Here is a 23,757-nt window from a genome sequence, read left to right as displayed (position 1 = left end):
GTTCCTCTTTTTCTTTCACTCACTCATTCATTTCAGGAGCCCCTCATGAGCCAGGATGTCTACGTCGTCGGTGTCGGCATGATCCCCTTCACCAAGCCGGGCGCGAACCAGCCCTATCCGCAGATGGCCGCGCATGCGACCAACGCCGCATTGAAGGACGCCGGCATCGGCTACGAGCTGGTGCAGCAGGCCTACGTCGGCTACGTGTACGGCGATTCGACCGCCGGCCAGCGCGCGCTGTACGAAGTCGGCATGACCGGCATCCCGGTCGTCAACGTCAACAACAACTGCTCCACCGGCTCGACCGCGCTGTTCCTGGCGCGCCAGGCCGTGGCCAGCGGCGCGGCCGACTGCGTGCTGGCACTGGGCTTCGAGCACATGAGCCCCGGCGCGTTGGGCGCGGTGTTCAACGACCGTCCGAGCCCGTTCGACCACTTCGAGTCGATCACCGACGAGCTGGTCGGCAACGAGCAGGTGCCGCTGGCGCTGCGCTACTTCGGCGGCGCGGGCCTGGCGCACATGCAGCAGTACGGCACGCAGATGTCGACCTTCGCGAAGATCCGCGCCAAGGCCAGCCGCCATGCCTCGAACAACCCGGTGGCGCTGTTTCGCACCGTCGTCACCGAAGACGAGGTGATGGCCGCGCCCGTCATGTGGCCCGGCGTGATGACGCGGCTCATGGCCTGCCCGCCGACCTGCGGCGCGGCGGCCGCCATCGTCTGCTCGCCACGCTTCGCCGAGCGCCACGGGCTGGACCGCAGCGTGCGCATCAAGGCCCAGGCCATGACCACCGACCGCGCCATCACCTTCGAGGCACGCGACATGCGCGAGGTGGTCGGCTTCAGCATGGCGCAGGAGGCCGCGCAGAAGGTCTACGACGCGGCCGGTGTCGGCCCGCAGGACATCGACGTGGTCGAGCTGCACGACTGCTTTGCGCACAACGAGCTCATCAGCTACGAAGCGCTGGGCCTGTGCCCGGTCGGCGGCGCGGAGAAGTTCGTGGTCGATGGCGACAACACCTACGGTGGCAAGGTCGTCACCAACCCCTCGGGCGGCCTGCTGTCGAAGGGCCACCCGCTCGGCGCGACGGGGCTCGCGCAATGCACGGAGCTGGTTCAGCAGCTGCGCGGCACGGCCGAGAAGCGCCAGGTCGAAGGCGCGCGGATGGCGCTGCAGCACAACCTCGGGTTGGGCGGCGCCTGCGTGGTCACGCTGTACGAACGCGTCTGAGGGCAGGGCCACCCATGATCGACAAGAAATGGATCGGCCATGAACTGCCCGCGTCGGTGCTGCCCATCGAGCGCAGCCGGCTGCAGTTCTTCGCCAAGGCCATCGGCGAGACCGACCCGGTCTACACCGACGCCGCGGCGGCGCGCGATGCCGGTTACCCCGATCTGCCGGCGCCGCCCACCTTCCTGTTCGCCGCCGAGCTGGACTCGGGCGCGTCGGACCAGTTGCTCACCGACCTGCAGATTCCGTTGTCGAAGCTGCTGCACGGCGAGCAGAGCTTCAGCTACCACCGCCCCGCCTGCGTGGGCGACACGGTGACGGTGCGTTCCACCATCAGCGACATCTACGACAAGAAGAACGGCGCGCTCGAATTCGTCGTGAAGACCTCGCGCGCCACCAACCAGCGCGACGAACTCGTGGCCGAGCTGCGCACGGTGATCGTCTGCCGCCACTGAAGAAAGAACGAGCGATGACCCTCCGCTACGACACCGTCCAGGTCGGCGACGAACTTCCCGCGCTGCAACTCCCGCCGGTGAACCGCACCACGCTTGCGCTCTTCGCGGGCGCCTCGGGCGACCACAACCCGATCCACATCGACACCGACTTCGCGCGCAAGGCCGGCATGCCCGACGTGTTTGCGCAGGGCATGCTGGGCATGGCCTGGCTCGGCCGGCTGCTCACGCAGTGGGTGCCGCAGGCGCAGCTGCGCCGCTTCGACGTGCGCTTCCAGGGCATCACGCACCTGGGCCATGCCGTGCGCTGCACCGGCCGCGTGGTCGAGAAGCTGGAACTGGGTGGCGAACGCTGCGTGCGCGTGGAAGTGCTCAGCGCCAACCAGCACGGACAGACGCGCATCGCGGGCGAGGCGCTGGTGGCGCTGCGCTGACCCCTTGAACGAACCAAAGAAAGAAGAGAGAAGAGACATGACACCCAAACTCGAAGGCAAGGTCGCCCTCATCACCGGCTCGGGCCGCGGCATCGGCCGCGCGATCGCCCTGAAGCTCGCCAGCGAAGGCGCACGCGTCGTCGTCAACGACCTCGACGCGGAACCGGCCGAGGAGACCGTGCAAGCCATCCGCGCCGCGGGCGGCCAGGCCGTGGCCTGCGTCGGCAGCGTGTCGGCGCCGGACTTCGCCGAGCGCTTCGTCGGCACGGCGGTGAACGAGTTCAAGGGCCTGGACATCATCGTCAACAACGCCGGCTACACCTGGGACAGCGTGGTGCAGAAGATGACCGACGAGCAGTGGTACGCCATGATCGACGTGCACCTGACGGCGCCGTTTCGCATCCTGCGCGCGGCGCAGCCCGTGATCCGTGCGCTGGCCAAGGCCGAGGGCGACGCGGGCCGGCGCGTGGTGCGCAAGGTGGTCAACATCTCGTCGGTGGCCGGGCTCTTCGGCAATGCGGGGCAGGCCAACTATTCGACCGCCAAGGCCGGCATCGTCGGCATGACGCAGACGCTGGCCAAGGAGTGGGGCCGCATGAACGTCACGGTGAACTGCGTGGCCTTCGGCTTCATCCAGACGCGGCTCACGGCCAGCACGGCCGAGGCCACCACCGCGAACATCGAGGGGCGCGAGATCAAGGTCGGCGTCAACCCCGGCCTGCTGGCGATGATGGAACAGTCGATCCCGCTCGGCCGCGGCGGCACGCCCGAAGAGGCGGCCGGCGCGGTGTACCTGCTGTGCGCGCCCGAGTCGGACTACGTGAGCGGCCAGACGCTCATGTGCACTGGCGGGCTCACGGGGATCTGAGATTCAGTTCGAAGAAGGCATTGCCTGGGGCGTGCAGGACGGCATCGGCCGCATCGTGCTGAAGCGGCCCGAACGCGCCAACTCGGTGTCGCTCGCAAGCAGCCACGCGCTGGCGCGGGCCATCGACGAGGTGCTCGAAGCGGTGCCGCGCGCCATCCTGCTGACTGGCGAGGGCCGTGTGTTCTGCGCGGGCGGCGACATCGACAGCTTCGTGGCGGCCGGCGACAAGCTGCCCGAGCTGGTCGACGCCATCCTCGACCGGCTGCATCCCGCGCTGCTGCGGCTGGCCCAGAACCCGGCGCCGCTGGTGGTGGCGGTGAACGGCACGGTCGGCGGCGCCGGCGTGGGGCTGGCGCTGTGCGGCGATTTCGTGCTCGCCATCGAGTCGATGAAGCTGCGCACCGGCTACGCGGCCATCGGGCTGTCGCCGGACGCGGGGAGTTCGTATTTCCTGTCGCGGCGCATCGGGCCGGTGCGCGCGCAGCAGTGGCTGATGCTGAGCGACCCGATCGACGGCGCGCGCTGTCTGGCGGCGGGTGCGGTCGATGCGCTGTACCCGGACGCCGAGTTGGCGGATGCTGCCGAAGCGCTGGTGACGCGGCTGGCGAACGGTGCCACCGCATCGTTCGCGGGCATCAAGGCGCTGTGCGGTGGTGCCACCGCGCGCCCGATCGAAGAACACTTCGAGATGGAACACCGCCTGCTGCGCCGACGCGCGGGCAGCGCGGATGGGCGCGAAGGCGTGAAGGCCTTCACCGAGAAGCGCGCGCCGCGCTTCTCGGGCCGCTGAGCGCGGCGGGCTGCCGCAGGCTCAGCTCTTCTTCTTGAAGAGCTTCGTGAGGCCCCACAGCGCGGCGCCGCCCGCCACCACGGCGACCTTCGCGAACTTGGCCAGGAAGGCGAGGGCGACGGCGAACAGGCCCAGCTTCTTCGCGGCCGCGCCGGCCACCAGCGCGGCCAGGCCGTAGGCGGCGACCTTGTCGGTCGATGCGTTGAAGTCCGCGTACTTCTTGCCGTCGTCGTACTGCAGCGCGCCGAGCAGCTTGGTGGCGTCGGGCTTGTACTTCTCGAGGTCGTTCGCGTTGGTGATGAGGTTCAGGCTCAGGTAGCCCTCGCGGCCCAGCGCGTAGGTGTTGTAGTTGACGCCGGGGTTGCCGCCGTCGCTGCCCTTCTTCTTCGACAGGGCCGACCACACCAGCCGGTGCGTCGCGGCGTCGTACTGCGGCTTCTGCGCCCAGCCCGTGACCTCGATGCCCGGGATGCCGCGCTTGGCGCGCTCCTCGTTCGCGGCCTCGGTGCCTTCCTTCAGGCTCGTGAGCAGTTCGTCGGCGTTCCAGTCCTTGGCGTCGTCATCCTTGATGTAGCCCTCTTTCACGAACTTCACGACCGCCATCCAGTCGCCGTCATCGGCGGGGAAGATGGCGCCGATGAAGGTGTCATCGGTGCGGTTGCCCATGCTGCGCATGAGCTGCGCGGCGGCGGGTGTGGGCACCCAGACGTAGCCGGCGGGCAGCTTCAGGTGGGCCTGGTCGCGCAGCGTGATGTCGGCGGGGCCGGCTTTCTGCACGGCCTTGGCGGCCTTGAAAGCGGCTTCCTGCTCAGCTTCGAGCGAGCTCGCGGTCGAGGCTGTGGGGGCAGTGGTGGGGGATGCGGCGTTGCTGAGGTTGGTGGCCGTCAGGGCGCACGCGAACAGCAAGCCGGCCGTCAGGCGGGCAGTATGAATACGCAAGTTCTCTCTCCTCGGTTGTTGTCGTTTCTGGTGAGACGCGAGGAGTTTATCGGCGCGCGAAGCCGCGCTGGCCGTGGGTTTCAGGGCCAGGGCGTGGGCGGCGGAATTTCGCACACGGGCTCGACGTCGATGCTCTTGAAGTCGGCCGGCGAGACGATCTCCAGGTACTCCATGTCGGGCGAGTAGTCGAAGAGAAAGTGGCGGATGCCGGGGCGCTGGTGCACCACGTCGCCGGCCTCGACGCGCGTCTCCTTGTCCTCGTACATGAAGCGCGCCCAGCCCTTGAGCATGATGACGATCTGGAAGTCCGCCTCGTGGCGGTGCCAGCCGGTGCCCGCTTCCGGTGCCATGTTGGCCTTGACCAGGTGCGCGATCACCTTGCCGTGCGTGGCGGCCGCGATGCCGAGGTCGCGGTACAGGAAGAAGTCTCGCAACCCGCCCGAGACGTATTCGGTGTCACCGGGCTTGACGTGGGAGAACTGGGTGGCGGTTCGGTCCAGCATGGGCGCTCCTTCGCGGGGGATGATGCTGCGGCGCAGCATGCATAAACCGTTCCTGAGCGAGGCCCATGGCTTGACGGCCCGCGGGTCGCTCCAGATACTCAACCGCATGGTTCACTCAGATGCCCTGGACGCCGTGTTTGCGGCCCTGTCCGACCCGACCCGCCGCAGCGTGCTCGAAGCGCTGGGCGAGGGCGGCCTCAGCGTGACCGAGCTCGCCGAACCGCACGGCATGTCGCTGACCGGCTTCATGAAGCACCTGCGCGTGCTCGAAGGCGCTGGCCTCATCTCGCGCACGAAGGCGGGCCGCGTCGTGCGCTGCGAGCTGTCGCCGGGCCCGATGCAGGAGGCCGCCGTGTGGCTCTCGCGCTATGAGAAGTTCTGGACCGGCCGCCTCGATGCACTGGCGCGCTTTCTCTACCACCAGGAGGACACCGAATGGCGAAACCTTCCCCCGGCGACACCGCCGGCCCCGGCACCGATCGCCCCTCGCTCACGCTCCGCCGGCACTTCCGCGTCAGCCCCGCCAAAGTCTGGCGCGCGTGGACCGACCCGCAAGCGCTGAAGCACTGGTTCGGCCCCGAGGAAATCGTCGACGTGCCGCTGGCCGAGGTCGACCTGCGCGTGGGCGGGCGCTTTCGCGTGACCATGTTGGCGGCCGACGGCGAGACGCACGACGTGAGCGGCACCTACCTGGAGGTCGTGCCCGAGCGCCGGCTGGTCTTCAGCTGGGCCTGGCGCAGCACGCCCGAGCGCGAGTCGCGTGTCACCGTGCAACTCGAGCCCGATGCGGGCGGCTGCGAGCTCGTGCTCATGCACCAGCAGTTCTTCGATGAAGCGGCGCGCGACGGCCACAACCATGGCTGGACCGGCTCGCTCGTCAAGCTCGAAAGTTGGCTGGCCGGCGGCGACACCGGGTGACCGAACAACCGACGGCGATCGCCGACACGCTCGACGCGATCTACCGCAGCGATTCGCGCCGTATCTTCGCCACGCTGGTGCGGTTGCTGGGCGATTTCGACCTGGCCGAAGAAGCCCTGCACGACGCCTTTCGCGCCGCGCTCGAGCAATGGCCGCGCGAAGGCGTGCCGGCCAACCCGCGCGCCTGGCTGGTGTCGGCGGGGCGCTTCAAGTCGATCGACGGCCTCCGCCGGCAGGCGCGCTTCACCGCGTGGGACGACGCCACCGCCCACACCGACACGCTGGCCGACCCCGCGCCCGCCTGGCACGAGGCCGATCCCGATGCCGACGCGCTCGAGGACGACCGCCTGCGCCTGGTCTTCACCTGCTGCCACCCCGCGCTCGCGCCCGACGCCCAGGTGGCGCTCACGCTGCGCGAGGTCTGCGGGCTGGCGACCGAGGAGATCGCGCGCGCCTTCCTCGTGCCCGCGCCCACCATCGCGCAGCGCATCGTGCGGGCCAAGGCGCGCATCCGCGATGCGGGCATTCCGTACCAGGTGCCGGGCCTGGCCGAACTGCCCGAACGGCTCGATGCCGTGCTGCGCGTGGTGTACCTCGTGTTCAACGAAGGCTATGCGGCCTCGTCGGGCCAGAGCGTGACGCGCGCCGACCTCTCGGCCGAGGCGATCCGCCTTGGCCGGCTGGTGGCCGAGCTGCTGCCCGACCCCGAGGCGCTGGGCCTGCTCGCGCTGATGCTGCTGCACGACGCGCGCCGCGCCGCGCGCACGTCGGCGCAGGGCGAGCTCGTGCTGCTCGACGCGCAGGACCGCAGCCTGTGGCACCGCGAACAGATCGGGGAGGGCGCGGCGCTGGTCGAGCGCGCGCTGCTGTCGCGCCGCTTCGGCCCGTACACCTTGCAGGCCGCCATCGCCGCGGTGCACGCCGAAGCACCCGAGGCCGCCGCCACCGACTGGCCGCAGATCGTCGGCCTGTACGACGTGCTGCTGCGGCTCGACCCCTCGCCCGTGGCCGAGCTCAACCGCGCGGCGGCCGTGGCGATGCGCGACGGGCCGGCTGCGGGGCTCGCGCTGATCGACGCGCTGCTCGCGCGCGGCGAGCTGGCGAAGTACCACCTGGCGCATGGCGCGCGCGCCGAACTGTGCCGGCGCCTGGGCCGTACCGATGACGCGCGTGAGGCTTATCTGCAGGCACTGTCGCTGGTCCGCCAGCAGCCCGAGCGGCAGTTCCTGGAGCGGCAGCTGGTCTCGCTGCCGGACACGAAAAATTTTTGACAGCCCTTGTCGATTCCGGCCGTCGCCGTTCGACCAGTGATGTCCTCACTCACATCTGCAAGGAGATTCCGCATGAAATACCTCTGCCTCGTTCACTGCGACGAAGCGGTGCTTCGCGCGCTGCCGCCCGACGAGCGTCGTGCGCTCAATGCCGACTCGATGGCCTACGACCGCCTGCTCGAAGCCGCCGGCCACTTCATCGCCGCCGAGGCGCTGAGCCCGGTGCGCGCCGCCAAGGTCGTGCAGGTGCGCCAAGGCCAACGCTCGCACGTCGACGGCCCGTACGCCGAAGCGCGCGAGCAGCTGTGCGGCTTCATCCTGGTCGAGGCGCGCGACTTGAACGCCGCGATCCAGCTGGCGGGCCGCATTCCGATGGCGCGCTACGGCGCCATCGAGGTGCGTCCCATCGACGTCATGGAAATGATCGAAAACCCCGAGGGGAATGCCGCATGAGATACCTTTGCCTGATCTACGGAACCGACGCGCAGACGAGCCACTTCTCGGCGCAGGACATGGACCACTACATCAACGAACACATCGACTACGACGCCCACCTGCAGGCGCTCGGCAAGCTCGTCGTGGCCGAGGCCTTGCAGCCGGCCGGCACGGCGGTCACGGTGCGCATGCGCAACGACAAACTCTCGGTCACCGACGGGCCGTTCGCTGAAACCAGCGAGCAGCTGGGCGGCTTCTACCTGGTCGAGGCCGACAGCGAAGAAGAAGCGCTGCAGCTCGCGGCCGGCATTCCCTCGGCGCGCTTGAGCAGCATCGAGGTGCGCAAGGCCTGGTCGGCAAGCGACAGCGGAGCCGGCCCATGAGCGGCGCACTCGACCGGGCGGCACCCGCCCGCGCCACGGCGCGCGAATGGACCGGGCTGGCGGTCATCGCGCTGCCGTGCATGCTCTATTCGATGGACCTCACGGTGCTGAACCTGGCGATCCCGTCGATCAGCGAAGACCTCAAGCCCACCGCCTCGCAGCTGCTGTGGATCGTCGACATCTACGGCTTCTTCGTGGCCGGCCTGCTGGTCACCATGGGCACGCTGGGCGACCGCATCGGGCGGCGCCGGCTGCTGCTGATCGGCGCGGTGGCGTTCGGCGTGGCCTCGGTGCTCGCGGCCTTCTCGACCAGCGCCAACATGCTGATCGCCACGCGCGCGCTGCTGGGCGTGGCGGGGGCGACGCTGGCGCCGTCCACGCTCTCGCTGATCCGCAACATGTTCCTCGACCCGGCGCAACGCACCGTGGCCATCGGCGTGTGGATTTCGAGCTACTCGGCCGGCGCCGTCATCGGCCCGGTGCTGGGCGGCGTGCTGCTGCAGTTCTTTCCGTGGGGCTCGGTGTTCCTCATCGGCGTGCCGGTGATGATGCTGCTGCTGGCGCTCGGGCCGTGGCTCTTGCCCGAGTACCGCGATCCCGACGCGGGCGCGCTCGACCTGGCCAGCGTGGCGCTCTCGCTGGGCTCCGTGCTGGCGGCCATCTACGGCATCAAGCAGGTGGCCGAGCACGGGCCCGACGCGGTGTCGCTGCTGGCCATCGCGGCCGGTGCGCTGCTGGGCTGGCTGTTCGCGCGCCGGCAGGGGCGGCTGGCCAACCCGATGATCGACCTGCGCCTGTTCAGGCTGCCGGCCTTCAGCGTCTCGCTGGGGGCCTACATGCTGGCCTGCTTCGTGATGTTCGGGCTCTTTCTGTACAACGCCCAGTACCTGCAGCTCGTGCTCGGCCTGCCGCCGCTGGAAGCGGGCCTGTGGAGCATGCCGGGCGCCGGCGCCTTCATCGTCGGTTCGATGATCGTGCCCGCGCTCACGCGGCGCCTGTGCCCGGCCTACGTGATGGGCGGCGGGCTGGGCGTGGCGGCGCTGGGCTTCGGCATGCTGGTGCTGCTGCCCGCGCAGGGCGGGCTGGCCTGGATGGTGACGAGCGCGGTCATCTCTTCGCTCGGCCTGGCGCCGGTGTTCACCCTGGCCACCGACCTGGTCGTGGGCAGCGCGCCGCCGGAGCGCGCGGGCGTGGCCTCGGCCATCTCGGAGACCAGCTCCGAGTTCGGCGGGGCGCTGGGCATCGCCATCCTCGGCAGCGTCGGTGCGGCGATCTACCGCGCGACCATGGCCGACGCCGTGCCGGCCGGGCTGGCCGGTGCGGCCGCGGTCGAAGCCGCCCGCAGCACGCTGGGCGGAGCGGTCGCGCTGGCCGGGGAACTGCCCGGTACCACCGGCGCCGCGCTGCTCGACGCCGGGCGCGACGCGCTGCTGCGCGCCCTGCGGCTGGTGGCCGGCCTGTGCGCCGTGGTGTTGCTGTTCGTCGGCGTGCTGGTGGCGGTGCGGCTGCGCAGCGTGGGCGCGTCGCATGCGGAAGAGGTCGCCGTACCCCCGGGCGGCGCCGCATTGCCGGAGCGTTGACGAGCCTCCATACTGGGGCTTCCACGACGCATCCCACGACCGAACGGAGGCCCCATGAGCAACGAACTGCGCAAGAAGCTGCATGACCTGGCGGAACTGTCCGACAGCACCTCCGACCCGCAGACCAAGGCCATCGTCGAGGCGATCCGGCTGCAGACGGCGGTGCTGAACGAGCGGTTGTTCAGCATCGAGCTGCAGCTCGGCGTGCTCGCCAAGCGCATGGAAAACACCACCGACTGAGTCGGCTGCTGCTTTGTGGGGATAATCCCCGCCATGAGCGGCAACACCTTCGGAACTCTCTTCGCGGTCACCAATTTCGGCGAGTCGCACGGCCCGGCCATCGGCTGCGTGATCGACGGCTGCCCCCCGGGCATGGCCCTGAGCGAGGCCGACATCCAGGGCGACCTCGACCGCCGGCGCCCCGGCACCAGCCGCCACGTCACCCAGCGCAACGAGCCTGACGCGGTGCAGATCCTGTCCGGCGTGTACGAGGGCAAGACCACCGGCACACCCATCGCGCTGCTGATCCAGAACACCGACCAGCGCAGCAAGGACTACGGGCAGATCGCCCAGCAGTTCCGCCCCGGCCACGCCGACTTCACCTACTGGAAGAAATACGGCATCCGCGACCCGCGCGGCGGCGGGCGCTCCTCGGCACGCCTCACCGCGCCCATGGTCGCGGCCGGCGCCGTCGCCAAGAAGTGGCTGGCCGAAAAATACGGGATGGTGTTCCGCGGCTGCATGACGCAGATCGGCGAGATCGCCATTCCCTTCGAGAGCTGGGACCACGTCCCGAACAACCCCTTCTTCGCCCCCATCGCCGACGTGAGCGCGCTGGAGGACTACATGGACCGCCTGCGCAAGGCCGGCGACTCGTGCGGCGCGCGCATCCGCGTCACCGCCACGAACGTGCCCGTGGGCCTGGGCGAGCCGCTGTTCGACAAGCTCGACGCCGAGATCGCCTACGCCATGATGGGCATCAACGCCGTGAAGGCCGTGGAAATTGGCGCCGGCTTCGACAGCATCACGCAGCGCGGCACCACGCACGGCGACTCGATCACGCCGACCGGTTTTCTCAGCAACAACGCCGGCGGTATTTTGGGCGGCATCAGCTCGGGGCAAGACCTCGAGGTGAGCATCGCGATCAAGCCCACCAGCTCGATCATCAGCCCGCGCCAGTCCATCGACGTGAACAACAACCCCGTCGAAGTCATCACCAAGGGCCGCCACGACCCCTGCGTGGGCATCCGCGCCACGCCCATCGCCGAAGCCATGCTCGCGCTGGTGGTGATGGAGCACGTGCTGCGCAACCGCGCGCAGTGCGGCGACGTGAACCCGCCCGTCGAGAAGAGCGAAGCTGCGTCGCCGCAGTCGTCTTTCCTGTAGTGTCCACCGCGCCACCTGTGGCCGCGGGGCGCGGCCACCTGTTGGCATTCGCTGGCCTGTCGGCCAGCTACTTCGCGCACATCGGCTTCTTCAATCCGTACCTGCCGCTGTGGCTCAAGGACCTGGGCCTGCCGATCTTCACGATCAGCCTGCTGGCCTCGGTGCAATCGATCACGCGCGTCTTCGCGCCCTATGCCTGGGGTGCGCTCAGCGACCACACCGGCCAGCGCGTGAAGCTGCTGCGCTTCAGCGCCGCGGTGGCGTTGGCCAGCTCCTTCGGCCTGTGGTGGCATGGCGGCGCCTGGTGGCTCGCGCTGGTGCTGCTCGTGATGTTCACGCACACCAGCTCGATGATGTCGCTCACCGAAGCGGCCATGGCGCAGATCGTCGCGGGCGACTGGGGGCGTTACGGGCGCATCCGCCTGTGCGGTTCGGCCGGTTTTTTGGTCACCGTGTTCGTCGCGGGCGAGTGGTTCGAGCGCTTCGGCATGAAGCACTTCCCGTACTGGGCCGCCGGCACGCTGGCCGTGGTGCTGCTCGCGACCATGAAGCTGCCCGACCTGCGCGAGCCGCCGGCCGCGCACGACGCCGTGAAGGAGCCCATCGGCCCCGTGCTGCGCATCCCCGCCGTGCGCTGGTTCTTCGCGTCGCTGTTCTTCCAGGTGATGTCGCACTTCTCGGTGTACGCGTTCTTCTCGCTGTACCTCGACTCGATCGGCTACGGCAAGAGCACCATCGGCCTGCTGTGGGCGCTGTCGGTGGTGGCCGAGATCGTCTGGTTCTTCCTGCAGGGCCGGCTCATCGGCCTGTTGCCGATGCCGCGCTGGATGCTGGTGTGCGGCATCGCCGGCGTGGCGCGGCTCGGCCTCACGGCCGGGCTGGGCGGCTTCATCGCGGCGCTGGTCATCGCGCAGTGGCTGCATGCACTGAGCTTCGCGGCGCACCACACGGCCTGCATCGCCGTGGTGTCGCGCCGCTTCCCCGGCCACCTGCGCGGGCGCGGGCAGGCGCTGTTCACGGTGATCGGCTACGGCTTCGGCGGCGTGCTGGGCGTGCTGCTCGGCGGGGCGGTGGCGCAGGAGCTGGGCTATCGCACGATGTTCGCGCTGGCGGCGTTGCTGGCGGTGGCGGGGACGTTGTGTGCGTGGCGGATGGTGGTGCTCGAACCGTCGGGGCGCGCGGCCAAGGCCTGAGCCGGGTTCAGGGGAGGGCGCTTCGGGGGCGAAGTGTCATGGGCCGTACATGACCGAGTCACGGCCGCGACCTACGCTGGGTGCTTCCCAACGTTTTCTCTTGTCATGTCCGATTCCGTCGATCCGCGCGGCGCACGCGCGCTTCCGCTTTCCCCGTCTTCTTCCCCCTCCGCTCCCGACACCGAACGCGTCCCGCAACGCCGGCAGATGCTCAAGCTCGGCGCCTCCCTGCTCACCGTCGGCGGCAGCAGCGCCCTCATCGCCGCCTGCGGTGGTGGTGGTGGTGGTGGTGGCGGCAGCGCCGGCTTCGGCCCGCTGCCCGCTCCCGCACCGGCGCCCAACCCGCCCGCGCCAGAACCTGTCGTGAGCAAGCGTTCGAGCTTCGCGCTGGCCGTGATGCCCGACACCCAGTTCTACGCGCGCTACGCCACCGCTGCCGAGAGCGACCAGTACGACAAGCGCTTCGGCAGTGCGCCCTTCGCTGCGCAGACGAAGTGGATCGCCGCCAACGCCAAGGCGCTGCACATTCCCTTCACCATCCACCTCGGCGACGTGGTCGACCAGGTCGGCAAGCCCGACCAGTGGAAGGTGGCCGATGCGGCCATGAAGGTGCTCGAAGACGCGAAGCTGCCCTACAGCGTGCTGGCCGGCAACCACGACGTGCTGAACGACGTCGACTACGGCGTCGACCCCGTCAACGGCACCGACGCCGCCCGCAACCTGGCCGCCGAGCCTTACCTGCAGTGGTTTGGCACCGAGCGCGCGAAGAAGCAGGCCACCTTCGGCGCGCGCGACACCAGCGGCTTCCACGAATGCCACGTGTTCGAGGCGCAGGGCCAGAAGTTCATGGTGCTGTCGCTGTCGTGGCGCGTGTCCGACGCGGGCATCGCGTGGGCGCGGCAGGTGATCGCGAAGAACCCGACGCTGCCCGTGATCCTGGTCAACCACCAGCTGCTCAACATCGCGCCCGACGGCACCAGCCCGCTGGAAACCGACTACGGCAAGATGCTGTGGGAGAAGCTGATCCGCGACAACGACCAGATCTTCATGACGCTCAACGGCCACCACCACGGCGCCGCGCACCTCACGAAGACCAACGACTTCGGCCACAAGGTCGAGGAGATGGTGGTCGACTACCAGATGGCCTACCAGGGCGGCAACGGCCTGATGCGCCTGTACGAGTTCGACCTGACGAACAAGCAGATCAAGGTGCTGTCGTTCTCGCCCTGGGTGCCGCAAAAGCCCGCCGCCACGCTGAACGCCTTCGACCAGGCCGTGCTCACCACGCCCAACGAGGCGTTCACCATCGAGATGGATTTCGCGCAGCGCTTCGCCGGCTTCAACAAGGGCTTTGCCGCGGGCGAGGCCACGGTCGAGCAGTCGCTGGTCGAGCAGGCGAAGGCGCTGATCCTGGCCAACTACAAGGACCCGGAGGCCGCCGTGCAGCGGCCCGCCGCCGATGCGGAGGACTACCCCAAGGTCGCGAACACGTTGGCGCACTGGCGCTTCGTCGGCGGTGCGGTGAACCAGCCGGTGCTGCCGGGCACCGTGATCGCGGATGTGACGGGCGTGAACCCGCTGCGCCGCGATGCCCTGAACCAGAACGGCGTGGTGGGCGCGGCCGACGGCGACGTCGTGTGGACCGACGACCGCCACCGCCTCTCGGCCGCGCCGGGCTCGGTGCGCTTCCTGAACACCAACAAGGCGCGGATGAGCTACTTCCTCACCGAGGCCTCGGCGCCGATCAATGCACAGACGCTGGACAACGGCTACACCGTCGAGGCCTTCGTCAAGATCGACAAGAGCTGGACCAGCAAGCTGCACGCGTGGATGAACATCATGACGCGCGACGGACGCCGCGGCGACCTCGCGGGCTACACCGGCGGTGACGGCGAATCGCCGCCGATGCTCTTCGCCATCTCGAGCCTGCGCGAGGTGCAGTGGGAGGTGGTGCCGAACACCACGGGCACGCGTTCGGCCAAGGCCAACTGGTCGGGCGAGGTGCTCGCCGACCGCTGGGTGCATATCGCCATCGTCAACGACCCGGTGTCGCACGACACTACGATGTACGTCGAGGGCGCCCCGGTGCTGCGCAACTCGGCGGCCGTGCCGGGCCTGGCCACGCTGAAGGCCACCGCCCCCTGGGTGGTGGGCGGCGGCTCGTGGGACGGTGCGCGCGCCGACGGCTTCTTCGGCCACATCGCCGAGGTGCGCGTGGTGGCGGCGGCCCTGGCGCCGTCGCAGTGGTTGACGGCGCGCAGGGCGGCTTGAGTTTCTTGGCTTCCTGCGCCGTTGGCACGGGAAGCGCGTCTCAACGGCGACGGTCGGCAGCCGTCGTCAGATGACGCGAACGCCCAGCGCAACCACCGCTGCAGCGAACAGATGGCCAGGACCGGTCGGCAAGCTTGGTTGGCCAGCTTCCTGCGCAGCACGCGCAAGCCGATTTCACGGTGTACGGCGGGTTGAGGGCGATATGCCCGGCGCGATGCGTGTCATTGAACCTTGGGCCGCAGCCCCAGCACCATCTTCGGCGGCACCGTGCCTTGCTCGGTCAGCGGCATGTGGCCAGTCTTGTGGATGGCACGCAGCGCGGCGGCATCCCATTCGGGCACGCCGCTGGCCCTGGAGAGGGTCGCTGCAAGGATCTTGCCGTCGGCCGCAAGGTCCAGCGTGTACTCGACCAGCGGATTTCCTGGAACCTCCTTGGTGAACAGGATGTTGGGTCTTACGGCGGCGGTCACGGCGTCGCCGTAGTTCCGCTTGCTCTCGGGTCTCGTTGAAGTGGCTGACCCCGACGCGACGTCGCTCAACACGAAATTGATCGAGGCCTTGTACCAAGCCGCCACGGTGCGCCCGTTCATGCTCTTCATCGGAACGACTTGGGACCCTCGCACGGCATCGATGGCCGCAGCATCGAGCCGCTCGAATCCGGAGCTTTGCAACACGGCGGCATCGCTGACCGACCCCGTAGGCTGGACCATGACCTTGAGCACCACACGGCCCTGTTCGCCGAGCCGCTTGGACATGGTCGGGTAGGCGACATGGGGCTGCCTGGTGTATTGCGCCACCGGTGGGTCGGGCTCGACTGCCGGCCGTTGTGCGCTCGGGGCATTGGCGCCGGTTTTCCCGTTGGCGGGTGCTTGCAGCGCTGGCCAACGGGCTGTTGCGTCGTTCGCGCTGGAGTCCGGCAGCCCGGAGAGCGATGGCGGCGAAGACTGCGAAGTTGGCAGCTTGCGTATCGCTTCCGCCATCGCCGCCGCCCCCGCGCGGCCTGCTGCCGAATTTGCTGTCGCGGTGCCCTGGTTTCCCTCGCTGGTGGCCACTGTCCTCAGCAGAAAGATCAGTATCACCGCCCCGCAAAAGGCCACGAACCATGCCGTCATCTGGGAAGCGGAGATTGAACCGCTGTGCGCGCTCGCCATCGATGGCTGGTTCTGCACTGTCGAGCGCGCGAGGTCGGCATTGCGTTCACGCCAATGTTCGATGTTGGCCGTGTCCATCGTCAGCCGTAGCCACGTCGGATAGGTATGGGCAGCGTGCATTACACGCCCCAGGCCCAACGCCAGGGCTTGCGGCCCGGGGTCGGCGGTGTGGCGCAGCAGCTCCAGGTATTGACGTTGCGTATCGCGATCGGCTGGCGATTGCTGGGCCTGCGCGTCTTGCTCGACGATGGCGCGGTCGACCACGTGGCCGGCCTGTCCCAAGCGCAGCAGCCTGGCCGAATCGGTACGCCAATCGAAGACCACGAGCGCCGCCTCGAACAGGTACTCGTGGCCCGGCCGCCAGCCGCAGGCGAGCAGGTGGGCGATATTGGCCTCGAAGAGAACGCGGGCGTCCATGTCGAGCAGGCGAGGGTCTTCGAGCGTGGCTTCCAGCAACACGGTGGCTTCTCGGACCGTCTGCAGCGGGTCTTCCTGCAGCCGGGTGTCGAGCGCGACCATGATGTCGCGCACGCTGTCATGGCGCGGCACTGTGCGATCGGCGTCAGCGGCCGGTGGCAGCGAGGGCGCGTGTTCGTCGTGCGTCGCGGGAGCGGGGACGGTGACAGGCTGGGGCTGTGGTTGCGCGACGTCCCCGCTCGTCTGTGCGTTCGCCGTCGCCGCCTGGATTTCCTGCGCTGCTTCTGCCTCCCGCACATGCCGGGCCCAGTACAACGCCGCTTCATATGCCTCTCGCAGCCGCTGGAACCGCTCCGCTTGCGTCTCCTGGTCGATCTTCTTCAGTTCGACCGCATAGGCGCGCCGGACCGCACGCTCGTCGGCATCCGGGCGCAGCCCGAGTTCGAGCAGGAAGCCTGGGACTTCGGTCATGGTGTCGTCGCTCCCCAGCTCAGTCGGCCAGATGGCTGTCGCGTTCGATCTGCTGCAACTGCTCCTGGAATTGGCGGTGCGCTGGGGCGATGACGCGCTTGTCCTGCGTGGCGAGCGCACGCTCGAACTCCGAAATGCACATGCCGAGCGATTCCCGCACGTCGCCGCGCAGCTGCTGGTAGATGCGCTCCCCGCGCGCCAGCAGCGTGCGGTTTTCCATGCGGTCGCGCGGATGGATCTTGAGTTCGCTCAAGGCCATCAGGCGCTCCTTGATCTCGGTCTCGCTCAACAGCCCCGGGTTGCCTTCGATCAGCAGGCTGAAGGTCTCCTGGGTCTTCTGGACCGTGGCCTCGATCTGCAGCAGGCCGTTGACGTCATAGGTGAAGCGCACTTCGACCGCCGCCTCGGACACCGGTCCCTGCGGCAGCGGCACGTGCAGCGTTCCCAGGTGCACGTTGTCCCGCACCATCCGCGACTCTCCCTGGAACACGTGCAGGTCGACCGAGGTCTGGGTGGCGGAGTTGGGGACGTAGCTCTTGGAGCGGCTCACAGGCACGGTGCTGTTGCGTTCGATGATGGGGTCGAAATGCCCATGCGTGGCGGTGGTCTCGCTGAGCCAGCGGCTCACTGCCACGCCGAGCGAATAGGGCGCGACATCGGTCATGACCACTTCCTTGAGCGCCGCGTCCCGCGCCTTCAATCCCGCCTGCACTGCCGCGCCCAGTGCAACGACTTCGTCCGGGTTGAAGTCGATCGACGGGAAACGACCAAACATCGTGGTCACCAGCCGCCGGATCGCGGGCATGCGCGTGGCACCCCCTGCGAGCACCACTGCATCGAGTTCGCCGGCACGCAGGTTGGCGTCGCGCAGCGCGCGTTCCACCGGTGTGCGCAGGCGCTTGAGCAAGTGCGCGCAGGCCTGTTCGAGCGTGGTTTCATCGATCTGCAGGCGGTGCTGCACCGACTCGTGCGCCACGTTGATTTCGGCACTGGGCTCGGTGCTGAGGAGGCGCTTGGCCGCTTCGGCTTGTGCGGCCAGGCGTTGCATGAAGTGGGCATCGGCGCGCAGGCTCGTCGGCAGAGCGTTGCGTTCGAAGAAGAGGGTGATCAGCGATTCGACGAAGTCCTCGCCGCCCAGGAAGTTGTCGCCCGCCGACGCACGCACCTCCATCACACCCTCGAACATTTCGAGGATCGATACGTCGAAAGTGCCGCCGCCGAGATCGAACACCAGAAAGCGCGTTTCGGCGCCCATGTCGTGCATGCCGTAGGCGAGTGCCGCGGCAGTGGGCTCGTTCAGTAGCCGGTCGACCTTCAGGCCGGCGAGTTCGCCCGCCGCACGGGTGGCTTTGCGTTGCGCATCCGAAAAGTACGCGGGCACGGTGATGACGGCTTCATGAACCGGTACACCCAGCATGGCCTCGGCATCGGCCTTGAGTGAACGCAGCACCAGTGCCGAAAGCTCTTCGGGCCTGAAGCTGCGCTTGCCCAGGCGCACCGTCTTGTTGCTGCCCATGTAGCGCTTGAAGACGGCGGCGGTGCGGTCCGGATGCGTCTGAAGCCGTTCCCTGGCGGCCTTGCCGACGAGCACGGTGTCGTCCTCGTCGAGGCTGACGCATGACGGCGTCAGGTATTCGCCCAGTCCGTTGGGAATCAGAACGGACTTCCCTTCCCGCCACACCGCCACCAGGCTGTTGGTCGTGCCCAGGTCAATGCCTACGATCATTTCTCGCCCCTTTGCGATCCCTCTTTTATGCCTTTGATCGTATGTCAAAGGCATACATTTCGGGGCCGCGCAAGGGGCGGAACGAGGCTACTTTTTTCCGCGTTTTGCGGGTTTAACGACAGTGGTCTTGCCTACGCCGCCCTTGGCCGCCTTTCCCGCGTTGTCCACCTTGCCGCCCCCCACCTCCTTCTCGAACACCGCAAAGTACTCCGACGCCATCTTGCGCAGCGAGCGCCCGATGTTCGCGTAGTCGTACTCGTTGAGGTTGGCCAGCGACACCCGCCCCGAGGGGTGCTTGCCGCCGAAGCCGCGACCGGGCAGCAGCACGATGCTGGTTTCGGCGGCGATGCGGAACAGCGCCTCATTCGGCTGCAGCTTCGTGAGGATCCACTTGCCGAAGCGCTCGCCGTGCATCTGCGTGGCGATGTCCTGCAGGTCGAGCAGGTGGTAGTAGCTCACCGAGTTCGGGTCGGGCGGCAGGGGCAGGCCGAGCTCGCGGTACAGCGCTTCCTTGCGGCGCGAGACGATGTGCTTCATCGACTTCTTGTAGGTCTCGCCCTCGTCCATGAGGCAGAACAGCGAGAACATCACCATCTGCGCCTGCACCGGGGTCGACAGGCCGGCCGTGTGGTTCAGTGCCACGGTGCGGCTGTCGGCCACGAGGCGGTCGATGAACTTCAGCTTGCGCGGCTCGGTGGTGATGGAGCTGTAGCGCGCGTCGAGCTCTTTGCGCTTGGCCTCGGGCAGGGCGGCGATCTTGCGGTCGAGGATGTTGTCCTCGTGCGTGGCGACCACGCCCATGCGCCAGCCGGTGGCGCCGAAGTACTTCGAGAATGAATACACCAGGATGGTGTTCTGCGGGCAGATCGCGAACAGCGACAGGAAGTTGTCGGCGAAGGTGCCGTACACGTCGTCCGTGAGGATGATGAGATCGGGCCGCTGCTTCACGATGTCGGCGATGTAACCCAGCACCTCGTCGCTGATCTTCACCGAGGGCGGGTTGCTCGGGTTGCACAGGAAGAAGGCCTTGACCTTCGGGTCGAGCAGCTTCTGCAGCTCCTTCTTGGTGAACTGCCAGTTGTTCTCCGGCGGCGCGTCGATCAGCGCCTCGATGAGCTGGTAGTCGTTCAGGTGCGGGATCTCGATGTAGGGCGTGAAGATCGGCATGCCCAGCGCGATGGTGTCGCCGGGCGACAGCAGGTGGTTCTCGCGCAGGCTGTTGAACAGGTAGGTCATGGCGGCGGTGCCGCCTTCCACCGCGTACATGTCGAACTTGCCCACGAAGGGGTGGGTGCCGATCATTTCCTTGTGGATGTATTGGCCCACGACGATCTCGGTCAGGCGCAGCATGCGGTCGGGCACCGGGTAGTTGCAGCCCAGGATGGCCTCGCACATCTCGTAGATGAAGTCGCCGGCCGACAGGCCCAGCTGGTCGCGCACGTAGGACACGGCGGCCTCGATGAAGCGCACGCCGGGCTCGCCCTCGTGCGACTTGGCGAAGAGCTCGAAGCGCGCCTCGATGCCCTCGCGCTGCGGAAAGCCGCCCACGTCCGCCATGTAGATGTACGAACGCTCGGCCTCGGTCATGGCAAAGAGGCCGAACTGGAAGAAGCCGTGGCGCGGGGTGGTGGCCAGAAAGTTCGGGTTGCCGCGGCCGGCGTTGAGCATGAGCCGGTCACTCTGTCGTGCGACCTGGATCAGCGCATCCTTCAGTTCGAACGGGCTCAGGCCGCCCAGCTTTTTCACGTCGCCGAAATCCATGGAGTACTCCTTGGTTGATAAAAAGAAAGAAGAAAGAAAAGGGAAGGCGCGATGCTCAGACCAGCGCCACGATCAGCGGCCCCAGCAGCGTGAGGAACACGTTGGCCAGCGCGTAGGTGATGGCGAAGGGCACGGTGGGAATGGCGTTCTCGGCCTTGCCCAGCACTTCGCCGAAGGCGGGGTTTGCGCTGCGCGAGCCGCTCAGCGCGCCCGCGAAGACGGCCGTGTTGTCGTAGCGCAGCACGTAGCGACCGAACAGCATCGTGAGGATCATCGGCACGAGCGTGACGACCACGCCGACGCCGAAGATGGTCAGGCCCAGCTCCTTGATGGTCTGCACGGCCTGCAGGCCCGACGTCAGGCCGACCACGACCACGAAGCCCGCCAGGCCCAGGTCTTTCAGCAGCTGCACCGCACTGGGCGGCAGCGCGCCGAAGGTCTGCTTCTTCGCGCGGTACCAGCCGAACAGCAGGCCCGACAGCAGCGCGCCGCCGCCGGCGCCGAGCGTCAGCGGAATGGCGCCGATCTTCACGCTCAGCAGGCCGACCAGCAGGCCCACCACCAGGCCCGCGCCCAGGTACACGAAGTCGGTCTTGGCACTGGGCACGATCACGTCGCCGACGAGGGACGCGACGCGCTTCACGTCCTGCTCGGCGCCGAAGATCGACACCAGGTCGCCCACCTGCACGACGGTGTCGGGCTTCATCGGCAGCACCTGGCCCATGCGGCTGAGTTGCACCACGAAGATGCCGTGGCGCACGCCGCCGGCGGTGGCCTGGCGGATCTGGTCGACGGTCTTGCCGCCGAAGTCCTTGTTGGTGAGCACGATCTCGCGCTTGTTCAGCGTCAGCTCCATGCCGTCGACGGCGTCGACCTCCTTGCCCAGCAGCGGCGCGCTCGCCACCACGGCATCGCGCCGGCCCACGGTGAGCACGTAGTCGCCCTGGCGCAGCACGAGCGTGGGGCTGACCTCGACGAACTTGCCGTCGCGCTTCACGCGCTCGATGGTGATGGTGGTGGCCGGGTTGGCGTTCTCGATGTCGGCCACCGTGCGCTGCGGATCGCTCGTGAGCTGGTAGATGCGCCCGACCAGCGAGGGCGCGGCTTCTTCCTGGTCGGGGCCGAGCACCTTCACGCCGGCCTGCATCGCGGTCTCGGCCGCGATCGCGTCGTCGCGGATGCTGCGGCCCATGAGCTTGGGCAGGATGTTGACGCACACGATGATCGCGCCGAACGAGCCGAACACGTAGGTCACGGCATAGCCGATGGCCACGTTGCCCTGCAGTCGCGCGGTTTCAGCGGCGGCAAGGCCGAGCTTGCCGATGGCGTCGCCCGCGGTGCCGATGATGGCGCTCTGCGTGAGGCCGCCGGCCGCCACGCCCGCCGCCAGGCCCTTGTCGAGCCCGAACAATTTGGCCATGACCACCACGGTCGCCAGGCCGGTGGCGGCCATCACGGCGGCCAGGATGATCTCCTTGATCGATTGCTTGCCCAGCGAGCTGAAGAACTGCGGCCCGCTCTCGAAGCCCACGGCGTAGATGAACAGCGCGAACAGCACGGCCTTCACGCCGCCGTCGATCTGCACGCCGACCTGGCTCACGATCACCGCCACCAGCAGCGAGCCGGCGACGCCGCCGAGCTGGAACTTGCCGAACTTGATCTTGCCGATCCAGTAGCCGACAGCCAGCGAGAGGAAGAGCGCCATTTCGGGCGACTTCTTGAAGAGTTCATGCAGCCATTCCATAGAGGAAGTCCTTTCAGGGCATCAATGAGAAGAAGAGAGAAGAAAAGGGCGTGGAGCGCCTCGGGTCGTTGTCTTATTTCGCGTGCTGCACCAGGCCGGCCAGGGCCACAATCAGCGGGCCCATCAGCGGCAGCACGACGTTCGAGATGGCGTAGGTGATCGTGTAGCCCAGCAGCGGCGTGGCGTTGCCCGCGGCGTTCTGCACGGCGCTGAGCGCGGGCGTGCTGCACTGCTGGCCAGCGATGGCGCCCAGCAGCACCGGCGCCTCGAGCTTGAGCAGGCGGTGGCCGACGAACAGCGAGATGCTGGCCGGCACCACCGCGACGGCGATGCCCACGAGCGGCAGCGCAACGCCGAACTTCTGGACCAGGGCCAGCGCCTGCGGCCCCGAGGCCAGGCCCACGCAGGCGATGAAGGTGGCCAGGCCCAGGTCCTTCATGAGCGCCAGCGCGTCGGCCGGCACGCTCAGGCGGTGCGGGTGCTTCGACTGGTACCAGCCGAAGGCCAGCCCCGTGAGCAGCGCGCCGCCGCCGGTGCCGAGCGAAAACGGAATGCCGCCGAGCTTCGCGCTGAAGCTGCCGATGAACACGCCCAGCAAGATGCCCGCGGCGGCGAAGCTGATGTTGCTGCGCGTGGAGGCGATCACGCGGTCGCCGACCTGCGCGATGGCGCTCGCCACCTCGGGCGCGGGGCCGTAGAGCTTGAGCACGTCGCCGCGCTGCAGCACCAGCGCGTTCACGAGCGGCATCGCGTGGCCGTCGCGCGCCACGCCGATCACCTGCACGGCGGACGGCAACTCGTTTTCCAGCATGCGCAGCCCACGGCCGAACCATTCGCGACGGTTGGCGACGACCTCGGTGGTCTCGACCACGGTGTCGAAGGCGGTGGTGTCGGCGAACTCGCGGCCCAGCAGCTCGCCCACGTTGACGAGCGCGCTGCGCCGGCCGATGGCCAGCACCTGGTCGCCCACGCGCAGGTGCAGCCCGGGCTCGACCGCGAGGCTCTGGCCGTCGCGCACCACGCGCTCGATGCTGGCCTGCCGCCCGAGGATCGACGTCAGCTCTCCGACCGAGCGGCCGCGGCCCACGGTGACGCGGAACACGCGCCCGACCATCTCGGGCGTGGCGCTGGCGGCGTCCGGATCGTCGGCGCCGCCGCCCATGGTCTTCCAGAGCTTGTCGGCTTCGGCGCGCAGGTTCACGCGCAGCAGCAGCGGAAACACCTGGCTCGTGACCACCACGATGGCGATGAGCCCGAACACGTAGGTGATGGAGTAGGCCGTGACCACGTTGGCCTGCAACTGCGCGATCTCGGCGGCGGGGAGCGACAGCTTCGAGATCGCGTCGGTCGCCGTGCCCACCACGGCCGATTCGGTGGCCGCGCCCGCCATCAGCCCGGCGGCCGTGCCGCGGTCGAGCGACAGCAGCACCGTGGCGCCGAGCACCAGCGCGAGCACCACCACCACCTCGACCAGGCACAGCAGGCCCAGCCGCAAGCCCTTGGCGTCGAGGTTGGCAAAGAACTGCGGACCGCCCGCGTAGCCGAGCGCAAAGATGAAGAGCATGAAGAACACGTTCTTCACGCTGTCGTCGAGCCGGATGCCCAGTTGGCCGACCACCAGCGCGGCAATCAGCGTGCCGCAGATGCCGCCGAGCTGGATCGGCCCGAAGCGGATCTGGCCCACCGCGTAGCCAATGCACAGCACCAGAAACAATGCGATCTCCGGACTGTTTCTGAGTATTTCCACAAGCTGGCCGAACATGTGCCGCGATCCCTCCGGGTTATTTGTTCATTCGAGCGGGTCGGCGGATCGCAACGAAAAAAGGAGCACTGC

Annotated in this window: 21 protein-coding genes and 1 pseudogene; 15 read left to right on the top strand and 7 right to left on the bottom strand. The window is 68.3% G+C overall.

Translation table 11 applies throughout. From position 1 onward, the window contains the following. The first annotated feature begins 45 nt into the window (after positions 1 to 45). The 5 genes from FFI97_RS10875 to FFI97_RS10855 are packed head-to-tail and all read left to right on the top strand — an operon-like array spanning position 46 to position 3,774. Positions 46 to 1,230 carry a lipid-transfer protein gene (locus tag FFI97_RS10875; RefSeq protein WP_095947377.1) on the top strand — a complete coding sequence of 395 codons (1,185 nt, stop codon included), beginning with the start codon at positions 46 to 48 and terminating at the stop codon, positions 1,228 to 1,230. 14 nt (positions 1,231 to 1,244) lie between these two features. Continuing rightward, positions 1,245 to 1,685, top strand: a complete 441-nt coding sequence (locus tag FFI97_RS10870) for a MaoC family dehydratase N-terminal domain-containing protein (RefSeq protein ID WP_070059441.1) — start codon at positions 1,245 to 1,247, stop codon at positions 1,683 to 1,685. A 14-nt stretch (positions 1,686 to 1,699) separates the two neighbouring features. After that, a complete protein-coding gene (locus tag FFI97_RS10865) occupies positions 1,700 to 2,116 on the top strand; it encodes a MaoC family dehydratase (RefSeq protein ID WP_095744817.1) in 417 nt (138 codons plus the stop codon). A gap of 37 nt (positions 2,117 to 2,153) precedes the next feature. After that, entirely contained in the window at positions 2,154 to 2,984 is an 831-nt protein-coding gene (locus tag FFI97_RS10860) for an SDR family NAD(P)-dependent oxidoreductase (protein WP_139703808.1), read from the top strand. Positions 2,985 to 3,015: 31 nt separating this feature from the next. Continuing rightward, positions 3,016 to 3,774, top strand: coding sequence for an enoyl-CoA hydratase/isomerase family protein (locus FFI97_RS10855; RefSeq protein ID WP_260684959.1), 759 nt, complete (start codon positions 3,016 to 3,018; stop codon positions 3,772 to 3,774). Between the two features lie 21 nt (positions 3,775 to 3,795). Here the strand turns inward: FFI97_RS10855 and FFI97_RS10850 are convergent, their stop codons facing one another. Both FFI97_RS10850 and FFI97_RS10845 read right to left on the bottom strand, forming a co-directional pair. Next, the gene (locus tag FFI97_RS10850) at positions 3,796 to 4,713 is read right to left on the bottom strand and encodes a DUF2167 domain-containing protein (protein WP_139703812.1); all 918 of its coding nucleotides are present in this window, start codon (positions 4,711 to 4,713) and stop codon (positions 3,796 to 3,798) included. Positions 4,714 to 4,793: 80 nt separating this feature from the next. After that, the gene (locus FFI97_RS10845) at positions 4,794 to 5,216 is read right to left on the bottom strand and encodes a cupin domain-containing protein (RefSeq protein ID WP_062475795.1); all 423 of its coding nucleotides are present in this window, start codon (positions 5,214 to 5,216) and stop codon (positions 4,794 to 4,796) included. Between FFI97_RS10845 and FFI97_RS34305 the strand changes: the two are divergent. From FFI97_RS34305 to FFI97_RS10795, 10 genes and pseudogenes are all read left to right on the top strand, one after another. Further along, positions 5,113 to 5,502: pseudogene (locus tag FFI97_RS34305) on the top strand (ArsR/SmtB family transcription factor); the annotation flags it as partial. The gene FFI97_RS10845 and the pseudogene FFI97_RS34305 sit on opposite strands and share 104 nt — an antisense overlap. Before the next feature lie 149 nt (positions 5,503 to 5,651). Then, positions 5,652 to 6,134 carry an SRPBCC domain-containing protein gene (locus FFI97_RS10835; RefSeq protein ID WP_313906269.1) on the top strand — a complete coding sequence of 161 codons (483 nt, stop codon included), beginning with the start codon at positions 5,652 to 5,654 and terminating at the stop codon, positions 6,132 to 6,134. Continuing rightward, complete coding sequence (locus tag FFI97_RS10830) at positions 6,131 to 7,405, top strand: RNA polymerase sigma factor (RefSeq protein WP_260684958.1); 1,275 nt, start codon at positions 6,131 to 6,133, stop codon at positions 7,403 to 7,405. Before FFI97_RS10835 ends, FFI97_RS10830 begins: the two co-directional genes overlap by 4 nt. A 72-nt stretch (positions 7,406 to 7,477) precedes the next feature. After that, positions 7,478 to 7,858 (top strand): YciI family protein, encoded by a 381-nt coding sequence (locus FFI97_RS10825; RefSeq protein ID WP_139703818.1) that lies wholly within the window; start codon positions 7,478 to 7,480, stop codon positions 7,856 to 7,858. Beyond that, positions 7,855 to 8,223, top strand: coding sequence for a YciI family protein (locus FFI97_RS10820; RefSeq protein WP_095744823.1), 369 nt, complete (start codon positions 7,855 to 7,857; stop codon positions 8,221 to 8,223). Before FFI97_RS10825 ends, FFI97_RS10820 begins: the two co-directional genes overlap by 4 nt. Then, the gene (locus tag FFI97_RS10815) at positions 8,220 to 9,803 is read left to right on the top strand and encodes an MFS transporter (protein ID WP_139703820.1); all 1,584 of its coding nucleotides are present in this window, start codon (positions 8,220 to 8,222) and stop codon (positions 9,801 to 9,803) included. The genes FFI97_RS10820 and FFI97_RS10815 overlap by 4 nt, the downstream gene beginning before the upstream one ends. A 54-nt stretch (positions 9,804 to 9,857) precedes the next feature. Beyond that, complete coding sequence (locus FFI97_RS10810) at positions 9,858 to 10,043, top strand: hypothetical protein (protein ID WP_056583411.1); 186 nt, start codon at positions 9,858 to 9,860, stop codon at positions 10,041 to 10,043. Between the two features lie 33 nt (positions 10,044 to 10,076). Beyond that, a complete protein-coding gene (gene aroC, locus FFI97_RS10805; RefSeq protein ID WP_144004426.1) occupies positions 10,077 to 11,189 on the top strand; it encodes a chorismate synthase in 1,113 nt (370 codons plus the stop codon). Continuing rightward, entirely contained in the window at positions 11,189 to 12,382 is a 1,194-nt protein-coding gene (locus FFI97_RS10800; RefSeq protein WP_139703824.1) for an MFS transporter, read from the top strand. The genes aroC and FFI97_RS10800 overlap by 1 nt, the downstream gene beginning before the upstream one ends. A 105-nt stretch (positions 12,383 to 12,487) precedes the next feature. After that, positions 12,488 to 14,653, top strand: a complete 2,166-nt coding sequence (locus tag FFI97_RS10795; RefSeq protein WP_139703827.1) for a LamG-like jellyroll fold domain-containing protein — start codon at positions 12,488 to 12,490, stop codon at positions 14,651 to 14,653. A 221-nt stretch (positions 14,654 to 14,874) separates the two neighbouring features. Here the strand turns inward: FFI97_RS10795 and FFI97_RS10790 are convergent, their stop codons facing one another. The 5 genes from FFI97_RS10790 to aspT (FFI97_RS10770) form a co-directional block, all read right to left on the bottom strand. Beyond that, complete coding sequence (locus tag FFI97_RS10790) at positions 14,875 to 16,692, bottom strand: TonB family protein (RefSeq protein ID WP_139703829.1); 1,818 nt, start codon at positions 16,690 to 16,692, stop codon at positions 14,875 to 14,877. Positions 16,693 to 16,711: 19 nt separating this feature from the next. Then, complete coding sequence (locus tag FFI97_RS10785) at positions 16,712 to 18,418, bottom strand: Hsp70 family protein (protein WP_139703831.1); 1,707 nt, start codon at positions 18,416 to 18,418, stop codon at positions 16,712 to 16,714. Between the two features lie 87 nt (positions 18,419 to 18,505). Then, positions 18,506 to 20,179: a bifunctional aspartate transaminase/aspartate 4-decarboxylase gene (locus FFI97_RS10780; protein ID WP_139703833.1), complete on the bottom strand. Its 1,674-nt coding sequence runs from the start codon at positions 20,177 to 20,179 to the stop codon at positions 18,506 to 18,508. A gap of 55 nt (positions 20,180 to 20,234) precedes the next feature. Next, positions 20,235 to 21,923: an aspartate-alanine antiporter gene (gene aspT, locus FFI97_RS10775; RefSeq protein WP_062475727.1), complete on the bottom strand. Its 1,689-nt coding sequence runs from the start codon at positions 21,921 to 21,923 to the stop codon at positions 20,235 to 20,237. A 73-nt stretch (positions 21,924 to 21,996) separates the two neighbouring features. After that, entirely contained in the window at positions 21,997 to 23,685 is a 1,689-nt protein-coding gene (gene aspT / locus FFI97_RS10770) for an aspartate-alanine antiporter (protein WP_139703835.1), read from the bottom strand. Between the last annotated feature and the right edge of the window lie 72 nt (positions 23,686 to 23,757).

Origin of the sequence: Variovorax sp. KBS0712 (assembly GCF_006323185.2) — a bacterium.
GTDB classification, from domain to species: domain Bacteria; phylum Pseudomonadota; class Gammaproteobacteria; order Burkholderiales; family Burkholderiaceae_C; genus Variovorax; species Variovorax boronicumulans.
This window is presented reverse-complemented; position numbering and strand designations above follow the sequence as displayed.

Coding starts and splice junctions, on each gene's coding strand:
- FFI97_RS10875 (WP_095947377.1), top strand. CDS start 46: ATGAGCCAGGATGTCTACGTCGTCGGTGTCGGCATGATCCCCTTCACC.
- FFI97_RS10870 (WP_070059441.1), top strand. CDS start 1,245: ATGATCGACAAGAAATGGATCGGCCATGAACTGCCCGCGTCGGTGCTG.
- FFI97_RS10865 (WP_095744817.1), top strand. CDS start 1,700: ATGACCCTCCGCTACGACACCGTCCAGGTCGGCGACGAACTTCCCGCG.
- FFI97_RS10860 (WP_139703808.1), top strand. CDS start 2,154: ATGACACCCAAACTCGAAGGCAAGGTCGCCCTCATCACCGGCTCGGGC.
- FFI97_RS10845 (WP_062475795.1), bottom strand. CDS start 5,216: ATGCTGGACCGAACCGCCACCCAGTTCTCCCACGTCAAGCCCGGTGAC.
- FFI97_RS10835 (WP_313906269.1), top strand. CDS start 5,652: ATGGCGAAACCTTCCCCCGGCGACACCGCCGGCCCCGGCACCGATCGC.
- FFI97_RS10825 (WP_139703818.1), top strand. CDS start 7,478: ATGAAATACCTCTGCCTCGTTCACTGCGACGAAGCGGTGCTTCGCGCG.
- FFI97_RS10820 (WP_095744823.1), top strand. CDS start 7,855: ATGAGATACCTTTGCCTGATCTACGGAACCGACGCGCAGACGAGCCAC.
- FFI97_RS10815 (WP_139703820.1), top strand. CDS start 8,220: ATGAGCGGCGCACTCGACCGGGCGGCACCCGCCCGCGCCACGGCGCGC.
- FFI97_RS10810 (WP_056583411.1), top strand. CDS start 9,858: ATGAGCAACGAACTGCGCAAGAAGCTGCATGACCTGGCGGAACTGTCC.
- aroC (WP_144004426.1), top strand. CDS start 10,077: ATGAGCGGCAACACCTTCGGAACTCTCTTCGCGGTCACCAATTTCGGC.
- FFI97_RS10795 (WP_139703827.1), top strand. CDS start 12,488: ATGTCCGATTCCGTCGATCCGCGCGGCGCACGCGCGCTTCCGCTTTCC.
- FFI97_RS10790 (WP_139703829.1), bottom strand. CDS start 16,692: ATGACCGAAGTCCCAGGCTTCCTGCTCGAACTCGGGCTGCGCCCGGAT.
- FFI97_RS10785 (WP_139703831.1), bottom strand. CDS start 18,418: ATGATCGTAGGCATTGACCTGGGCACGACCAACAGCCTGGTGGCGGTG.
- FFI97_RS10780 (WP_139703833.1), bottom strand. CDS start 20,179: ATGGATTTCGGCGACGTGAAAAAGCTGGGCGGCCTGAGCCCGTTCGAA.
- aspT (WP_062475727.1), bottom strand. CDS start 21,923: ATGGAATGGCTGCATGAACTCTTCAAGAAGTCGCCCGAAATGGCGCTC.
- aspT (WP_139703835.1), bottom strand. CDS start 23,685: ATGTTCGGCCAGCTTGTGGAAATACTCAGAAACAGTCCGGAGATCGCA.